Annotated in this window: 13 protein-coding genes; 6 read left to right on the plus strand and 7 right to left on the minus strand. The window is 59.5% G+C overall.

Annotated features, from left to right (window positions below):
- Positions 1 to 447: 447 nt before the first annotated feature.
- The 3 genes from GHO25_RS02040 (at position 448) to GHO25_RS02050 (ending at position 3,992) form a co-directional block, all read left to right on the plus strand.
- On the plus strand, positions 448 to 1,779 hold the full coding sequence (locus GHO25_RS02040) for an MFS transporter (protein ID WP_153389758.1): 1,332 nt from the start codon (positions 448 to 450) through the stop codon (positions 1,777 to 1,779).
- A 124-nt stretch (positions 1,780 to 1,903) separates the two neighbouring features.
- Complete coding sequence (locus GHO25_RS02045) at positions 1,904 to 3,130, plus strand: OprD family porin (protein WP_048370209.1); 1,227 nt, start codon at positions 1,904 to 1,906, stop codon at positions 3,128 to 3,130.
- 148 nt (positions 3,131 to 3,278) lie between these two features.
- Positions 3,279 to 3,992 carry a GntR family transcriptional regulator gene (locus GHO25_RS02050; protein WP_048370210.1) on the plus strand — a complete coding sequence of 238 codons (714 nt, stop codon included), beginning with the start codon at positions 3,279 to 3,281 and terminating at the stop codon, positions 3,990 to 3,992.
- On the opposite strand, the gene GHO25_RS02055 is transcribed toward GHO25_RS02050, so the two are convergent.
- Positions 3,989 to 4,939: a PDR/VanB family oxidoreductase gene (locus GHO25_RS02055; protein WP_153389759.1), complete on the minus strand. Its 951-nt coding sequence runs from the start codon at positions 4,937 to 4,939 to the stop codon at positions 3,989 to 3,991. The genes GHO25_RS02050 and GHO25_RS02055 overlap by 4 nt on opposite strands.
- Positions 4,936 to 5,994, minus strand: coding sequence for an aromatic ring-hydroxylating dioxygenase subunit alpha (locus GHO25_RS02060; protein WP_153389760.1), 1,059 nt, complete (start codon positions 5,992 to 5,994; stop codon positions 4,936 to 4,938). Before GHO25_RS02060 ends, GHO25_RS02055 begins: the two co-directional genes overlap by 4 nt.
- A 367-nt stretch (positions 5,995 to 6,361) precedes the next feature.
- On the opposite strand from GHO25_RS02060, the gene GHO25_RS02065 reads away from it, so the two are divergent.
- Positions 6,362 to 7,552 (plus strand): sugar transporter, encoded by a 1,191-nt coding sequence (locus tag GHO25_RS02065; protein ID WP_153389761.1) that lies wholly within the window; start codon positions 6,362 to 6,364, stop codon positions 7,550 to 7,552.
- On the opposite strand, the gene GHO25_RS02070 is transcribed toward GHO25_RS02065, so the two are convergent.
- From GHO25_RS02070 to GHO25_RS02090, 5 genes are all read right to left on the minus strand, one after another.
- Positions 7,549 to 8,790: an MFS transporter gene (locus GHO25_RS02070; protein WP_153389762.1), complete on the minus strand. Its 1,242-nt coding sequence runs from the start codon at positions 8,788 to 8,790 to the stop codon at positions 7,549 to 7,551. The two genes, GHO25_RS02065 and GHO25_RS02070, sit on opposite strands and share 4 nt — an antisense overlap.
- 194 nt (positions 8,791 to 8,984) lie before the next feature.
- The gene (locus GHO25_RS02075) at positions 8,985 to 9,866 is read right to left on the minus strand and encodes an alpha/beta hydrolase (RefSeq protein ID WP_153389763.1); all 882 of its coding nucleotides are present in this window, start codon (positions 9,864 to 9,866) and stop codon (positions 8,985 to 8,987) included.
- Between the two features lie 19 nt (positions 9,867 to 9,885).
- Positions 9,886 to 12,126 carry a TonB-dependent siderophore receptor gene (locus GHO25_RS02080; protein ID WP_153389764.1) on the minus strand — a complete coding sequence of 747 codons (2,241 nt, stop codon included), beginning with the start codon at positions 12,124 to 12,126 and terminating at the stop codon, positions 9,886 to 9,888.
- A gap of 73 nt (positions 12,127 to 12,199) precedes the next feature.
- Positions 12,200 to 13,549: a sensor histidine kinase gene (locus GHO25_RS02085; RefSeq protein WP_153389765.1), complete on the minus strand. Its 1,350-nt coding sequence runs from the start codon at positions 13,547 to 13,549 to the stop codon at positions 12,200 to 12,202.
- Positions 13,549 to 14,247 (minus strand): response regulator transcription factor, encoded by a 699-nt coding sequence (locus GHO25_RS02090; RefSeq protein WP_048370224.1) that lies wholly within the window; start codon positions 14,245 to 14,247, stop codon positions 13,549 to 13,551. The genes GHO25_RS02085 and GHO25_RS02090 overlap by 1 nt, the downstream gene beginning before the upstream one ends.
- A 244-nt stretch (positions 14,248 to 14,491) precedes the next feature.
- On the opposite strand from GHO25_RS02090, the gene GHO25_RS02095 reads away from it, so the two are divergent.
- Both GHO25_RS02095 and GHO25_RS02100 read left to right on the plus strand, forming a co-directional pair.
- The gene (locus GHO25_RS02095; protein ID WP_153389766.1) at positions 14,492 to 15,703 is read left to right on the plus strand and encodes a M24 family metallopeptidase; all 1,212 of its coding nucleotides are present in this window, start codon (positions 14,492 to 14,494) and stop codon (positions 15,701 to 15,703) included.
- Between the two features lie 148 nt (positions 15,704 to 15,851).
- Positions 15,852 to 17,192: an MFS transporter gene (locus tag GHO25_RS02100; RefSeq protein ID WP_153389767.1), complete on the plus strand. Its 1,341-nt coding sequence runs from the start codon at positions 15,852 to 15,854 to the stop codon at positions 17,190 to 17,192.
- The last annotated feature ends 57 nt before the right edge of the window (positions 17,193 to 17,249 follow it).

Raw genomic sequence — 17,249 nt, forward strand, 5'->3', positions numbered from 1 at the left:
TGATCTTTCGCAGCCTTCGTGCCTCGTCAGCGACTACAGCCGGACGTAGCCTCGCAAAGCTCGTCAACTGCTACGGGGGTTGTGTACAGCACCCTCTGAACAGATGGTGATCGATAATCGCACAGTAATATCAGTCATGATTAGAGTGCTTAACTATTTGATAAATAAGACAACATTGGTTATTTGAAAAGTTAAATAGAGACGTTTTTCCCTGTACCGCCCCGGCCCTCATCTTGTCTATGGATCCATTAACGGGTTGACTATCGGCCAGGTGATGTCCGGGGTCTCGCCCCTGACCGTTACCCATAAAAACTACAAAAAGGGTCTCGTCATGAAAGCCTTCTCAAGGGCAAAGAACCGCCTGGGTTCTGCATGCTTTATGTCTGTGAGTCACGCCGTGTTGTGCGGCTCTTTTGCTTCGGTGATGTCCGGGCAGGAGGCACGCGCATGGCTATCGATCTGAAAACCACTGTCGACACTGGCCCGATGAGTTCTTTCCAATGGCTCGCCATCGGAATATGCATTGTGCTCAACATGATCGACGGTTTCGATGTGCTGGTGATGGCCTTCACCGCCGCCTCGGTATCAGCTGAGTGGGCGTTGAGCGGGGCGCAAATCGGCATGCTGCTCAGCGCCGGTTTGTTCGGCATGGCTGCCGGTTCTCTGTTTATCGCCCCTTGGGCGGACCGCATCGGTCGCCGTCCATTGATCTTGCTGTGCCTGGTGGTTTCAGGCGTTGGCATGCTGCTCTCGTCGATGAGCCAGTCGCCCACTCAGTTGGCGCTGCTGCGAGGCCTGACCGGGCTGGGTATCGGCGGCATTCTGGCCAGCAGCAACGTGATTGCCAGTGAGTACGCGAGCAAGCGCTGGCGCGGCCTGGCGGTGAGTTTGCAGTCCACCGGCTATGCCTTGGGCGCCACGCTCGGCGGTCTGATCGCCGTGTGGTTGTTGTCGCATTGGGGATGGCGTTCGGTGTTTCTGTTTGGTGGCATCGTGACCTTTGCGGTTATCCCGCTGGTGCTGCTGTGGTTGCCGGAGTCGCTGGACTTTCTGCTGGCCCGTCGCCCGGCAACCGCCTTGCAACGTATCAATCGTCTGGCCCGGCGCATGGGGCTACCGACCTTGAGCCAAATGCCGCCCGTGGTGGCGAGCGTGGCAGGCGAGGGCAAGGGCTTTACCAAGCTGCTGACGCCAGCGCTGCGCCGCACCACGTTGTTGATCTGGACGCTGTTCTTCCTGGTGATGTTCGGCTTCTACTTCGTGATGAGCTGGACGCCCAAGTTGCTGGTGTCTGCCGGGCTTTCTGCGCAGCAGGGCATCACCGGCGGGGTGTTGTTGAGCGTGGGCGGGATCTTTGGCGCCGCGCTGGTCGGTGGTTTGGCCTCGCGCTGGCCGCTGACACGGGTGTTGTCGCTGTTCATGCTGGTGACGGCGGGCTTGCTGGTGCTGTTTGTCGGCTCGGCCTCTTCGGTCATGGCGGCGCTGGGTCTGGGCCTGTTGATCGGGATGTTCTCCAACGGTTGCGTGGCCGGGCTGTATGCGCTGTCGCCGATCGTCTATGACGCCTCGGTGCGCACCACGGGCGTGGGCTGGGGCATCGGGATTGGCCGGATCGGCGCGATCCTGTCGCCCATCGTGGCCGGTTTTCTGCTCGATGGCGGCTGGCAACCGCTGCACTTGTACGGGGTGTTCGCCATCGTATTCGTGATCGCAGCAGGCTGTTTGTTGCTGCTCAAACCGGGAGCTCCTACCGCGCAGCCGGTGCTTTCGGCAGCCTGATTTCGGGCGCTGATTAATGCCCGGCCCTGGCCGGGCACATTCCACACGTACACCTCAACCAGAGCTGGGCGGGCTTTTTCAGCTGCGGGGAGCGGCTGCGTCCAAAAAACGGAGAACAATAATAATGAAGAACACCATTGGCTTGCTGTCGTTGACCTTGTGCGCCCCTGTCATGGCACAGGATCAAGGCTTTTTTGAAGATTCCAGCACGGATCTGCTGCTGCGCAACTACTACTTCAACCGCGACTTTCGCGACCCTGGCGCGACCAAAAGCAAGGTCGATGAGTGGGCGCAAGGCTTTATCCTCAAGTTCAGTTCGGGCTTTACCCCAGGCGTTGTCGGATTCGGGGTGGATGGCATTGCCATGCTCGGCGTCAAGCTCGACAGCAGCCGCGAGGCCAGTGGTTCGGAGCTGCTGCCGGTGCGCAGCAATGGGCGCGCCGCAGACAATTTCAGCCGTGCCGGGGTGGCGGCAAAAATGCGCTTCTCGGCCACTGAAATCAAAGTCGGTGAACTGATGCCGGACGTGCCGGTACTGCGCTATGACGACGGTCGTCTGCTCCCGCAAACCTTCCGCGGGGCCATGCTGGTGTCCAAGGAAATCGAAGGGCTGGCGGTACAGGCCGGCCAATACCGCAAGGTCAGCCTGCGTAACTCCTCGGACATGCAAGAGCTGTCGACGTGGGCCGCACCGGGCGTGACATCTGACCGTTTTAACTATGCGGGGGCAGATTATCGCTTCAACGAGCAGCGTACCCAGGTGGGTGTCTGGCATTCGCAACTCAAAGACATCTACCAGCAGAGCTACTTCAACCTGCTGCATAAGCAGCCGGTGGGCGACTGGGTATTGGGCGCCAACCTGGGCTACTTCATCGACAAGGATGACGGCAGCGCGCGCATCGGCAACGTCAGCAGCCGCACGGCGTACGGCCTGTTTTCCGCCGCGACGGGCGGGCACACGCTGTACCTCGGTTTGCAGAAAGTGAGTGGGGATACCAGCTGGATGTCGGTTTACGGCAGCAGCGGGCGAACCCTGGGCAACGACATGTTCAACGGCAACTTCAGCAACGCGGACGAGCGTTCGTGGCAAGCGCGTTACGACTACAACTTTGCCGCCATGGGCGTGCCGGGCTTATTGGCAATGGTGCGATATGGTCACGGCGACAATGCCACCACCAAGCAAGGCACCAACGGCAAGGAATGGGAGCGCGATACCGAGATCGGATACACCGTTCAAAGCGGCAGCTTCAAAAACCTCAGCCTGCGGGTCAACAACTCCACCAACCGACGCACCTTCAACAGCGACTTTGACCAAACCCGCGTAATCATCAGCTATCCGTTGTCGATGTAATACCCCGGCACTCAACCCGCCCTGTAGGAGCGAGCTTGTCTCGCGATCTGTTGATGTTGAAAAGATCGCGAGGCAAGCTCGCTCCTACAGGGTTTTGAGGTCGATCTGGGCTACTATGTCGGCCCCCTGTTTTCTGGAAGTCGCCTGGATGAGCAAGCCCGGCCAACTGGTGCTGATCGCACTGCGCAAAATGATTGCCTCGGGCGAGCTGGCCGCAGGCGAACGTCTGATGGAAATCCCTACCGCTGAACTGTTCGGTGTCTCACGCATGCCGGTGCGCATGGCGTTTCGCACGCTGGAGCAGGAAGGCTTGTTGGTGCGTTTTGGCGGTCGCGGGTTTCAGGTGCGTTCGGTCAGTGCCAATGACATCGCTGGTGCTGTCGAGGTGCGCGGGGTTCTTGAAGGGTTGGCGGCGCGTCTGACCGCTGAGCGCGGGCTTTCGCCAGAAGGCCGGGCAGCCCTTGAGCTGTGCCTGCTGCAAGGCGACGAGCTGTTCGATAAAGGCTTTGTGACCGAAGATGACCTTGAGGCCTATCACGACCTCAACATGCGCTTTCATCAGGTGATTATTGAGGGCAGTCACAACCCGGCGATTGCCGATGCGCTGGCGCGCAATGATCATTTACCGTTTGCCTCGGTCACGGCGCTGGCGGTTGATCGCAAAGACATGGCCCGCGAGTATCGACGCTTCAATTACGCGCACATGCAGCACCATTCGGTGTTCGATGCGCTGGTCAATGGCCAGGGTGCTCGCGCTGAAGCCATGATGCGCGAGCACGCCAATGCCACGTTGCGCTATGCCGAGATTTTCAGCTCGGCAGTGGCCAGTGAGCGGATGCGGGTGATTTTGCGCGCCGACTAGATATCCAGCACCAGCAGCGGCGATTTCGAGCGTGAGCAGCACGGCGTGAACTGGTTGTTGCACGCTTGCTCCTCTTCGGTCAGGAACATGTCGCGGTGGTCGGGTATGCCCTCCAGCACATTGGTCAGGCAGGTGCCGCACACGCCTTGTTCGCACGACATGGGGATGTCGATGCCATGGCTTTCCAGCACCGCCACCACGGTTTTGTCGGCCGGGATCTCGATGATCTGGCCGCTGCTCGCGACTTTGACGCTAAAGCTGCCATCGTGGCTGCTGTCGATGGCTGCGGCGGCGAAGTATTCGCGGTGCAAGCGGTCTTCTGCCCACCCTTGGACGCGTGCACTGTCCAGTACGTGTTGCATAAAACCAGCGGGTCCACACACGTAGAGATGCACATCAGGTTGCGGATTGGCCAGCACTTGGGCGGCGTTCATGAACGTCTCGGGTTGCTCATCAAAATGCACGAATAAGCGGTCCGCGAACGCTGACTGGCGAATCCGCTCCACAAAAGCTGCGCGGTCGCTTGAGCGGGCGCAGTAGTGCAGCTCGAAGTCAGCATTGCTGTGGGCCAGACGCTCGGCCATGCACAGAATCGGGGTGATGCCGATACCGCCTGCAAACAACAGGCTGCGCCGGGCTTCGTGGACGAGCGGGAACAAGTTGCGCGGCTCGCTGATCTGCAAGCGGTCGCCAGTATTGATTTGCTCGTGCAGGTGTTGAGAGCCGCCGCGTGAAGCCGGGTCCTTGAGCACGCCAATCAGGTAGCGATGGCGTTCATCCGGGTGGTTGCACAGTGAGTACTGACGAATCAACCCGTCGGGCAAGTGCACGTCAATGTGCGACCCGGCGCTGAAAGCGGGCAGGGGGCTTTCATCGAGACGGGCCAGTTCATAACTGCAAATCCCATGGGCTTCGGTTTTGCGCGAAACAACCTGCACTTCGATCATGGCTGGATCCTCATCACGCTTTCGGCGGGCTCACGTTCGCTGGCGATGATGCGTTCCAGGACGCGACGCGACTGCACACCGCCCGAGTCGATATTGAGCTTGAGCAAGGCGCGATGCGGGTGATCCAGCAGGTTTTGTTGCTGGCGCTCGAGCATTTCCAGGTCTTCGCTGAAAATCTTGCCCTGGCCCTCGCGGATTGTCGCCGTGAGCGCTTGATCCTGCGGGTTGAAGTTGCGCGCCATGCCCCAGAAGTACCAGATTGAGGTGTCGGTTTCGGGGGTAATAAAGTCCACCACGATGCTTGATGCCTTAGCCTGCGCTGGGGCGTGATAACCACCTTTGCCCGCATGGGCCACGCCCACTTCGATCAGCACATGGCTGGGGGGGGAGAAGCGGCAGATCTGCCAGCGGTCCACCGGCACATCATCGGCCAGGTTGTTACCGCGCAACGCCATGCGCCAGAACGGCGGGGCCATGATGTTTTCCATGTGCCGGGCGGTGACCACTTCGTTGCCTTCGACGGTGGTGACCGGCGGGGCTTCGTCAATTTCCTTCTGGCCGATGCTGGACGCGTGCACGTAGGTTTCGTGCGTCAGGTCCATCAGGTTGTCGATCATCAGGCGGTAGTCGCAACCGATATGAAACAGCCCGCCGCCGTAGGCCCATTCATCGCTGACGGCCCACTCCAGGTGGTGGATAAGATCGGGGTCGGCTTTGTCCTGTTCGCCCGGCCATACCCAGATAAACCCGTAGCGCTCGACCACGGCAAAGGTCTTGTTGCAGGGGAAGCCGCGAACGCGCTGGCCGGGCATCTCGACGGTCTTGCCGTCGCAACCCATCACCAGGCCGTGGTAGCCGCACACCAGGTTGCCGTTGTCGACATACCCCAGCGAGAGCGGGGCACCGCGATGCGGGCAAAAGTCTTCAACGGCCGCGACTTTGTTTTCCAGGCCGCGATAAAAAACCATCTTTTCACCGCAAATCTGCCGGCCCAGCGGTTTGTCGGCGATTTCGTCGGGGGTGCAGGCGACGTACCACGTATTTTTTGGATACATACCAATCTCCAGATCAGGTGTTATTGCTTTTATGGATCCATTAGGCGGGATTGGTCTTGGGTGAGTCAATTTGTAATCAGTGATTAGCAGCCGTTTTAGGCGATTAACGAACACTAAATTGGATGGGGTTTATATTTAGTGGATCCATTGTAGAGTTGATTCGTGCTGTGGCTCAGCCATGCGGCTAAATGTCTCGCAGGCGTCACTCGATGTTCACCGTCATACCGTCAAGAACGCTATAGAATGCCGCCCCGTGTGGTTCTGGCTATGCTTCTGGCACCGGGGCGTGTTGTGTGTGCAGCGCGTGACCGCCAGTGCAGCAAAAAGAACCTGTCAGCTTCCCGAATGCGAGTAGAACACCCCATAAATGAGCAGCCATGGCGCAACACCTCAGGCAAATTGGCAACCTGTCATCGCATTGGCGCTGGCCGCCTTTGTGTTCAATACCACTGAATTTGTCCCCGTCGGCTTGCTGAGTGCCATTGGCGCCAGCTTCGACATGACCACCGCCAGCGTCGGGTTGATGCTGACGATCTACGCGTGGGTGGTCTCCCTGACCTCGCTGCCGATCATGCTGCTGACGCGCAACGTCGAGCGCCGAAAGCTGCTGCTGTCGTTGTTCGGCATCTTTATCGCCAGCCACTTGCTGTCCAGCGTCGCTACCCATTTCGGCATTTTGCTGCTCAGCCGGATTGGCGTGGCCTTGTCCCACGCGCTGTTTTGGTCGATCACTGCATCCCTGGCCGTGCGCATGGCCCCGGAGGGCAAGCAGGTGCAGGCATTGGGTTTGCTGGCTACTGGCACTTCATTGGCCATGGTCCTGGGTGTGCCGCTGGGTCGTTTGCTGGGTGAGGCGATGGGCTGGCGCACCACGTTCCTGGTGATCGCCGGGTTGGCGTCCTTGCTGGTGCTGTGGCTGTTCAAGACCTTGCCGCTGCTGCCGAGCCAGAACTCGGGTTCGCTGAGAAGCTTGCCGGTATTGTTCAGGCGGCCTGCGCTGGTGGCGGTTTACGTGCTGACTGCGGTGGTGATCACCGCGCAATTCACGGCCTACAGCTACATCGAGCCGTTCGTGCAGAGCGTGGCTGGCATGAGCGGCACCATCGTGACCACTACTCTGTTGCTGTTCGGCGGCGCCGGGATCATTGGCTCGCTGTGCTTCAGCCTGTTCCACAAATACAACCCGCACCTGTTCCTGCTGATCGCCATCGGCTTGCTGGCGCTGTGTCTGCTCCTGCTGTTGCCGGCCAGTGGTTGGGTCGAGTCGTTGAGTGTCCTGAGCATTATCTGGGGCATGTCGATAATGGGCTTTGGTCTGGCCCTGCAATCGAAAGTGCTGACCCTGGCGCCGGATGCCACTGACGTCGCCATGGCGATGTTCTCGGGCATCTACAACATCGGTATCGGCGGCGGTGCGCTGCTGGGCAGTTGGGTCGGCAGCCACTTGGGTTTCTCGTACATCGGTTTGATCGGCGGCACGCTGGCCGGTTTGGCCCTGGCCGCCTATACATGGACCATGTACTGGGTTGCCCGTTCAGAAGCCGCGAATGCCCCTTAATACCCTTGAACTGAGTGGCGGGGCCGCAGGGCCAGCATCACCGCGGCACAGCCAGCCATCAACACGCAGGTAATGATGAACACGGCGGGCATGCCGAAATGCCCGCCGACAAAGCCGCCGGTCAATGGCCCGAGCACCTGGCCGATGTACTGGCAGGACGTTGAGTAGCCGAGCATGTGCCCGGCGACTTTGTCGGGCACAGCGTGGCGAATGATCGCGGCGATCCCCGGCAGTAACCCGCCCAGCGCCAACCCCATCAGAAAACGCAGCCCCACCAGTTGCCACTCATTGGTCACGAACGCTTGAGGAATCAGCAGCAGGGCGGCCACGCTCATGCACCCCGTGACGACTTTCCAGTGGCCAATGCGATCGGCCAATTTACCCACCCGCGATGCCGACAAAACGCTGGCCAGCGCGGTGGCGGACATGACCACGCCCGCCATCAGGGTGACATCCTGGGTATGCAACTGGATCAAGTACACGGTGATGATGGGTTCAATGGACATGATCGCGAACATCATCAGGCCCGCCACGACAAACATGGTCATGACCGGGCGTTTGTCCGGGATTGCGCTCCAGGCGCTGGCCGCTGTCGCTTTGGGCGTACCGGCGGCAGGCTTGCGGCGGGGCACTTCTTTCATCAGGAATAACGTGGCGAGGAAGGTGATAAAGATCAGGCCGCCGGCCAGGAAGAAGGTGTTGCGGATGCCCACCAACGGCGGGAGCAGCCCGCCAATCAGCGGCCCGGTGAGGTTGCCGGCCATGATCCCCGACGCCAGCATGCCCAGCGCCCAACCCGAGCGCGCTTTGGGCGTTTGCGTGGCCACTAGGATGGTTGCCCCCGACGCGTAGCCTCCGAGCAAGCCGGCCAACAGCCGCAAGCCGACCAGTTGGTAGATGTTTTCGGCCAGACCAATCAATGACATGGCGATGGCCATGCCCAGGCTTGCGCGAATCAGCATCAACTTGCGCCCGTAGCGATCTCCCAGGCGGCCCCACAACGGTGCCGTCAGGGCTGCCGTCAAAAACGTTGCGCCAAAGGCGATGCCAGACCACTGCACGATAGCCGCCGGATCGCTGACCCCAAGCTGCTCGACATACAACGGCAGAAAGGGCAGCAACAGGGTCATGGCAATAATCGTGGTGAATGCGCCGAACACACTGACAGCCAGGTTGCGCTGCCAGTTGACCTCGACAGGAGGTTCATCCAGCGGGTTCGAGTGTGCTTGGCTGGTCATGGTGGTGCCCGGTAATGGAGGTCAGGTGAAGATAAAGAAAGGCATGCCATAAATAAAATTCATGTTTTTTATAGACTGGATTCCGTATTGGAATAAATGCACGCGCAACCCTTTTTGTAGGAGCGAGCTTGTCTCGCGATCTTTTAAAAGATCAAAAGATCGCGAGGCAAGCTCGCTCCTACAGTTTCGAGGGGTTACAGAGCTTGCAGCACGTAACGCAGCGAGGCGGGCAGGGTTTCGCCGTGACTCATGCCATCGAAGGTGTGGTAGTCAACGGTGAGTCCTGGCAGGCCGTTCAATTGGCTTTTGAGCGTTTGCATGCGCTGATCCGGTTGCCCGACGCTCGGCCCGCGCGGGTTGCCGGGTTCGGCAGTGCCGCGCATCAACAGCAGGTGCGGTTGATGGCCTTTGAGGCGTTGCTTGAAGCCCGCATCTATATTCACGTCGGTCCACCACAGTGACGGGCTGGCCGCGGCGTAGTGGGCAAACTCGCCCGGCCGGTTGAGCAGGGCGTGCAGCACCAACAGGCCGCCATACGAGTGGCCCCACAAGGTTTGCTGGTGCAGATTGATCGGCGCCTGAGCGGCAATCGCCGGGCGCATGCGCTCGCGCAGCAGGTCGAGGAAGACGTCAGCGCCGCCGCTGGGTTGCTCGGTCAGCGGGTCGGTTTGCCGGGCGGCGCTCGGTCTGCTCGGGGTGTAGTCATAGGTGCGGGCGTTGCGCTCAATACGCAGCGGCGTCTGGTAACCGATGGCCACCAGCAACGGCGCTTTTCCGTCCGCCAACGTATTGAGCAACTGAGGATCCAGCGCGCCCATTGCGGCATTACCATCGAGCATCCAGACCACCGGATAGCCGTCTTTGGGCGGTGCGCTGGCGGGGCGGCCAATCCACAGTTGGTAGTGGCGCTGGCCGTCAGCAGAGTCCAGCAGTAGCGAGCTGAAACTGTATTTGAGGTCTTTGCGCTGCAGCAGGCTGGTGTCCATGGGCTGGTCAGGCGCAGGTCGGGTCTGAGCTGCTTGCACGGGCAGGGCCAGTGCAAGCAGCAGCGCCAGAGGGAGGATCATCGTTCTCATCAGGCGATCTCGTTATGGCTCAGAACGACGCGGTCAGGCTGGTGAACAGCGTACGGCCCGGTTCGTTGTAAGTCGCGGCACCGGCGCCTTCGATATTGGCCACACCTTGGGCGTTGCCTTCGCGGTACAAGCGCTTGTCAAACAGGTTCTCGACGCCTGCGGTGATGCTCAGGTAACGGGTGATGGCGTAGGTGCCGCTGATCCCGGCGATGGCGTAAGGTGCCAGCTGGTTGTTGGACGTCCCCGTGACGCGTTCGCCGTGGTAATCGAATTTTTTCGGCGTCTGTTTACCGTACCAGGCCACGCTGGCTTGCAGCGACAGGTCTTGGGTGGCCTGCCAGTCCAGCATCGAGTTCAGGGTGTAGCGCGGGGTCACCGACAGGTAATCACCTGTTTGCTTGTTTTTCGATTGCAGCATGTAGGTGAAGTTGTTGGTCCAGGTCACTTGCGCTGACAGCGGTAGCGTCAGGGTGCCTTCAAGGCCTTCAACCAGAGCCTTGGGCACGTTTTCCCACTGATAGATCCCTGCATTGGCATAGTCGCCGGTACCGCCCACGGCCTGGCCGATGGGTGACAGGCCGGATTCGATCTTGTTTTTGTAGTCGTTGCGGAAGTAGGTCAAACCTGCGACAACGCCTTCGTTGTTGTACTCAATGCCCAACTCTTTGTTGACGCTGGTTTCAGCCTTGAGGTCGGCGTTGCCTTGCAGGTAGCAACTGGTCGTTTGCCCGTAGCAACCCTGGCCGCGGCTATACAGCAGATAGTCCGGGTTCAACTGGTACAGGTTGGGTGCCTTGTAGGCTCGGGCGATACCGGCTTTAAGGGTTACGGTGTTGGTCAATTCGTGTGACAGGTTGAGCGATGGGCTCCAGTTGTTGCCCACGATGCTGTGGTGATCCAGGCGCAAGCCCGGGGTCAGCATGGTGCCGGGCAGCAGCTCGATATTGTCAGCCGCAAACAGCGAGAAAATCTGCGCCGAGGAGCTGGTGCTGCGGTTGGTGCTGGTCAAGCCCGGAACCGCGCCTCCTTCGGTGGTCAGTTGGGTGTTGGCGCTGGGGTCATCGAGTTTTTGCTGGGTCCACTCGGTGCCCAGGGTCAAGGTCTGATCCAGCCCTGCGTGCAATGGCAAGTTAAGCTCGCCATGGGCGGTCAGGTCCTTGAGCACGGCGGTGTAGAAGCCACTGTTACTGAAGATGCCTTCGGTGCCACCGGCCAAGCCTTCGTTGATCCGCGTGTTGCGGGTTTTTTCGTATTGCAGGTAGGCCATGCTGCTGCCGAAATCCCATTCACCGCGATGGGTCAGCGCATAAGTCTCGCGGTAAGTTCGGTTGGTTTCATGGCCCAGCAGGCTTTTTACGTAAGCGTTGCTGTTGGTGTTTTGCGTGTCGCCGGTATAGATGTTGCCCTGGCGGCTGAAGCCCGCTTCGAACTCCAGAGTCTGCTGCGGGGTCAGGTGCCAGCTCAGCAAGCCGTTCACGTCTTTGTTGCGCACGCCTTCACGGCCAGCGGGCAGGGTGCCGACCTGGTTGCCGGTGCGCAGCGACTCGTGGCCCTGGTTGATGTCCCAGTCATCCGGATCGGTCTTGGCGATGTTGCCGTACACCCGGTAGCTCAGGTTCTCAGTGAGCGGGCCGTTCAGGCCGAAACTCATGCGCTCGGTGGCGCCTTCATCCTTGTGGGTCGGGAAGTTGCTGTAGACCGTGGCCTCACCGTGGGTTTCAGCCCCCGGCTGTTTGGTGATGATATTGACCACACCGCCAGCAGCACCGTTGCCGTACAAGGCAGCGGCGGGACCACGCAATACCTCTATGCGTGCGACCTGATCGGCCGGCACCCAGTTGGTGTCGCCGCGGCTGTCCCGCTCACCGCGCCAGCCATAACGCACGGAGTTACGGCTGTTGACCGGCTTACCATCCACCAGAATCAAGGTGTTTTCCGGGCCCATGCCACGGATGTCGATCTGGCGGTTGTTGCCGCGCTGGCCGCTGGTGGAGTTGCCCGTCAGGTTGACCCCCGGCATGGTGCGAATGATCTGGGACAGGTCATTGGCCGGAGGGCGCTTTTTGATGTCTTCTGCGGTAATGATCGACACACCGGGCATCTGCTTGGTTTCTTCCAGCGCAGTGGCGACGACGTTGGTGTTTTCGAGTTCCAGCGCCGCAGGCGTGGTGTCCTGAGTCGCAGCCTGAACGGAACTGGTCAGCAGCCAGCAACTGGACAACACAAAAGGGGCGAAAGGGCGCAGCGCATGTAACGACATCGGGTGATCTCCGAGACAACCAGATACAAGAAGATCACGAATGATAATGACTGCTAATTGAGAGTAAAGCGCATTAACTTTCTAAACACTTCTGGGCCGGCAGCAACAGGTGCATGCACAAACCGGTCTCGCCGTTAGTCGCCCAAAGGCGGCCTTGTTGTAGCTCGATGGCGCGCTGGGCAATGGCCAGGCCCAGGCCAAATCCTTCGCCGATCGAACCTTTGAGGCGCTGATACGGCACAAACAGGTTGGGCAGGTCTTCTTCTGCCACGCCGGGCCCCTGATCTTGCAGGCACAAATGCCAGGCATCGCCTTCGCGCCAGCCGCTGAGGGTGACGTTGCCATCTGGCGGCGAATAGCGAATGGCGTTGCGCAGCAGGTTTTCCAGGGCCTGGGCCAGGCTGTCGAGGTGCACTTGCACATAACACTCGGTGCCCAACAGGCAAGGCAAACGCTCGGCTGACCAGCCACTTTCAAAGCAGGCGTCTTCGCACAAGGCTTCCCACACCGACAGCACCAGCACTGGCTCACTGGGCAGTTGCGTGCGCTCGGTGTCCATCCAGGCCAGGTTGAGGGTGTCTTCGAGCAAGCGCTGCATGTCGTCGATTTCGCGGTCCAGTCGCTGGCGCAACTGCTGCGCCGGTAACTGGCTGTCATGGGCGATGCGCAGACGTGCCAGCGGTGTGCGCAATTCGTGACTCAGGGTACGCAACAACAAGCGCTGCTGATTCAGGCTTTGGCGCAAGCGGCTGGCCATGTGTTCGAAGGCTTGAGCCAGCTCGCCCAACTCATCGCGGCGCTTGATCAACGGCAAAGGCACTTCGCTGTCCAGGTCATCTGCGCGCAAGGCATCGGCGCGATCACGCAAGCGATTGAGCGGCACCACCAGGTTTCGATACAGCAGCAGGCCGAGCAGTGCGGCGAGCAAGGTTGGCATCACGCCGTGACTGAGCACATGCGTCCACGGCGTGAGGCCGCTGGGCAACAGGCGCTCGGGCAACTGGATAACCAACTGACCTTGCTCGGGATGCGTGGGGAACGGAATGCTGACATAGGGCAGTTCGTCTTGCAGGCGTCGGCTCATGGGCCAATGCAGTTGGCGCATAAAGGTCAGTTGGCGATAAATCTCGGGCGTCAGCGGGGTGTTGCTCAAGCTTTCCAGGTGCGGCCCCAGCACCGTGACCCAGGTGTTCTCTTTGGCGGCAACTTGCCGGGTAAAGCGCTGCAGTGCGTCACGGTCCTGTTGCTGCCAAATGTCTTCGGCTTGCTGGGCATACTCGGCCAGGTAATCGCGCTCTTCAGGCGTTAGAAAGTAGGTCTGGCGTTCAGTCGACAGGCCCCAGATCCAGATGATCCAGGTCAGCAGCAAACAAAAACTGACTTGTAACAGCGCCAGCTTCCACAGCAAGGGGTGACGGCGCATCAGTGTTTTTCCGTGTCGACCAGAATATAGCCCTGGCCGCGTATCGACTGGATCTGAATATGTTGCGCGCCGATCGCCGCCAGCTTGCGCCGGACATTGCACACGTGCACGTCGAGGCCACGGTCCAGCCGTGTGTAGATACGGTGCAACACCTGTTGATACAGAAACGCCTTGCTCAAGGGTTCGCCGCCGTGTTCATGCAAAGTGAGCAGCAGCCTGAACTCCGAGCCGGTAAACCCGGCCAGTTGGCCGTTGTGCAGCACATCCTGGGCGCTCTCATCAAAGATTATTGAGCCGTGCTGACGCTCAACCGCAACTGGCTTGAACATGGCCATGCGCCGCAGCAGCGCATCGGTGCGCGCGTCCAGTTCGGCCAGGCTGAAGGGTTTGGGCAGGTAATCATCGGCACCACGGGTAAAGCCGGTGATGCGGTCCTGTTCATTGCCCAGGGCCGACATCAGCATCACCGGCACATTTTGCTGGCTGCGCAGGGCTTCGAGCAGTGACAAGCCGTCGATGCCTGGCAACATGATGTCCAGCAGTACCAGATCAAAAGGGCGTTGTTGCAGTGCGTTGAGGCCCTGAATGCCATCCGGGCAACTGGTGACGGTAAAGCCGCGCTGCAACAGATGACGTTCGAGGTCGTGGCGAAGCCGGAAATCGTCTTCGACCAACAGCAAGTGGGTGGGGCTAGGCATAGGAGAAAGGTATCAATGAGAATATTTCACATTCGCGAATATCCCACTAATACCGATGCTGTGCAATTGCTATGACGGACAGGATGACAGTTGTCATCTGTCTAGCCCGGTGGATGCACAGCGGATCTGATCAACTACAGGTCGGATTCGCACAAAAAGGGCGGTCTTGCTTCTGTTCGAATGATCCTCAACGGCCGGCCCCGCAGGCGGCTTTCAAGTGCGATCACCGACAAGGGTACCTGACATGCAAATGCCTAAAACCATCCAGATCAAGAACGGCGAAAAAGTCACCCCAACGTTCTCGGCCCAGGAGTACGCCCATCGCCAGGCCAAGCTGCGTGCCTACATGGCGCAGAACAATATCGATGCAGCGGTGTTTACCTCGTACCACAACCTCAACTATTACAGTGACTTCCTGTACTGCTCGTTTGGCCGTAACTACGCACTGGTGGTCACGCAGGACCGCGTAGTAACCATCAGCGCCAACATCGATGGCGGCCAGCCCTGGCGCCGGACCGTGGGCACCGACAACATCGTTTACACCGACTGGCAGCGCGACAACTACTTTGTCGCCATCCAGCAAGCGTTGCCCAAGGCCGGGCGCATCGGGATCGAATTCGATCACATGAATTTGCTCAATCGCGACAAGCTCGCCAGCCGTTACCCGCAAGCGGAGTTTGTCGACATCGCCGCCCCCTGCATGCGCTTGCGCATGATCAAATCGGCCGAAGAACACGCAATTATTCGCCATGGCGCGCGTATCGCCGATATCGGCGGCGCGGCGGTTGTCGAGGCCTTGGCCGATCAGGTGCCGGAATACGAAGTGGCGCTGCATGCCACCCAGGCCATGGTCCGGGAAATTGCCCGCACCTTCCCGGACTCTGAGTTGATGGACAGCTGGACCTGGTTTCAGTCCGGCATCAACACCGATGGCGCGCACAACCCGGTAACAACCCGCCGGGTCAACAAAGGCGACATTTTGAGCCTGAACTGCTTCCCGATGATTGCCGGTTACTACACCGCGCTGGAGCGTACGTTGTTCCTGGATCATTGCTCTGACGCACACCTGCGCCTGTGGGAAGTGAACGTCAAGGTGCACGAGGCCGGGTTAAAGCTGATCAAGCCGGGCATGCGCTGCTCGGACATTGCCCGGCAGTTGAATGAGATCTTTCTGGAACACGATTTGCTGCAATATCGCACCTTTGGTTACGGCCATTCGTTTGGCACTTTGAGCCATTACTACGGGCGTGAAGCCGGGCTGGAGCTGCGTGAAGACATCGATACGGTGCTTGAGCCAGGGATGGTGGTGTCGATCGAGCCGATGATCATGATTCCCGAAGGCCGCCCCGGTGCCGGCGGGTATCGCGAACACGACATTTTGATCGTGAACGAACAGGGCGGTGAAAACATCACCCATTTCCCGTATGGCCCGCAGCACAACATCATCAAGAAATAAAACACTTGTATCCGCTGCCGCAGGCTGTGCAACCCATCGCAGCCTGCGGCAGCGACTACAAAGCCCTGCTCAACGCATGCGCGCCTTAGACGCGCAGCGTTTCTGACCCATTACCCCTGCCAACAAGAACACAATGAGGGTATTTGTCATGTCCACCGTCTCGTCCACGCTTTCCCTGACCGCCGAACAACAGCTCGAACTCAGCAGTGAACGCAAGGCCTTGCGCCGCGCGGCCACCGCCAGTTTTCTGGGCAATTTTGTCGAGTGGTTTGATTACGCTGCGTATGGCTATCTGGCGACCATCATCGCCTTGACGTTTTTCCCGCAGACCGATGCGGCAACCGGCCTGCTGGCAACCTTCGCGGTGTTTGCGCTGTCGTTTATCGTGCGTCCCATCGGCGGGCTGGTTTGGGGACATTTTGGCGACAAATACGGGCGTCGCAGCGCCTTGGCCTGGTCGATTCTGATCATGACTGTCTCGACCTTTTGCATTGGCTTGTTGCCGGGTTACAACCACATCGGCTTGTGGGCTCCGGCGCTGCTGTTGTTGATCCGGCTGGTGCAGGGCTTTTCGGCCTCCGGTGAGTACGCGGGGGCTTCGGCGTTTTTGGCTGAGTACGCCCCTCAGGGCAAACGCGGATTTTACACCAGCATTGTCCCGGCGAGCACCGCCGCCGGGCTGTTGTTCGGTGCGGTATTTGTCGCGGGGCTGCATGCGCTCATGACCGTTGAAAACCTCCACGACTGGGGCTGGCGCTTGCCGTTCTTGCTGGCCGCGCCGTTTGGTCTGGTCGGGCGTTATATCCGCGTCAGCTTGCAGGATTCCCCCAAGTTCCTGGAGATGGAAAAACGCCTTGAGGCCAAGGAATGCGCGACCCACGCGCCGATTCGCGAATTGCTCACGGTGCATCGCCGTGCAGTGGTCATCGGGATCGGCGTGACGTGCTTGAATGCCGTGGCGTTTTACCTGCTGCTCAGTTACATGCCGACGTATCTGTCGACAGAAATGGGCATGAATGAAAGCGATTCATTTATCGCTTCTACCGTGTCTTTGGCGACCTATATCGGCTTGATCTTTCTGATGGGCAAACTGTCCGACCGCTACGGCCGCAAGACCATGTTGGTGGCGGCGTCAGTGCTGTTTTTGCTGCTGACCTTTCCGTTGTTCGGAATGCTCGGTAACCCGTCGCTGGTGGTGATTTTGATGATTCAGATCGCTTTCGGGGCGATTCTGGCGATGAACGACGGTACCTTGCCGTGTTTCCTGGCCGAGATTTTCCCGACGCGGGTGCGTTTCAGCGGTTTTGCCTTCAGCTTTAACATCGCCAATGCCGTGTTTGGCGGTACCGCGCCGTTTATTGCGACCTGGCTGATCCAGCTGACGGGTAACAAAATGGCCCCGGCCTGGTACTTGTTGGCGGCAGCCGCCGTGGCCTTGATCGCGATGCTCGCCAGCCGCGAGACCGCGTACAAGGCATTGCAGGATTAACAAAAACGCGCGGGTTTCTGTTGGAGCGAGCTTGCTTCGCGATCTTTTAAACATTCA

It is taken from the genome of Pseudomonas sp. FSL R10-1350, assembly GCF_009600525.1.
Taxonomy (GTDB): domain Bacteria; phylum Pseudomonadota; class Gammaproteobacteria; order Pseudomonadales; family Pseudomonadaceae; genus Aquipseudomonas; species Aquipseudomonas helleri.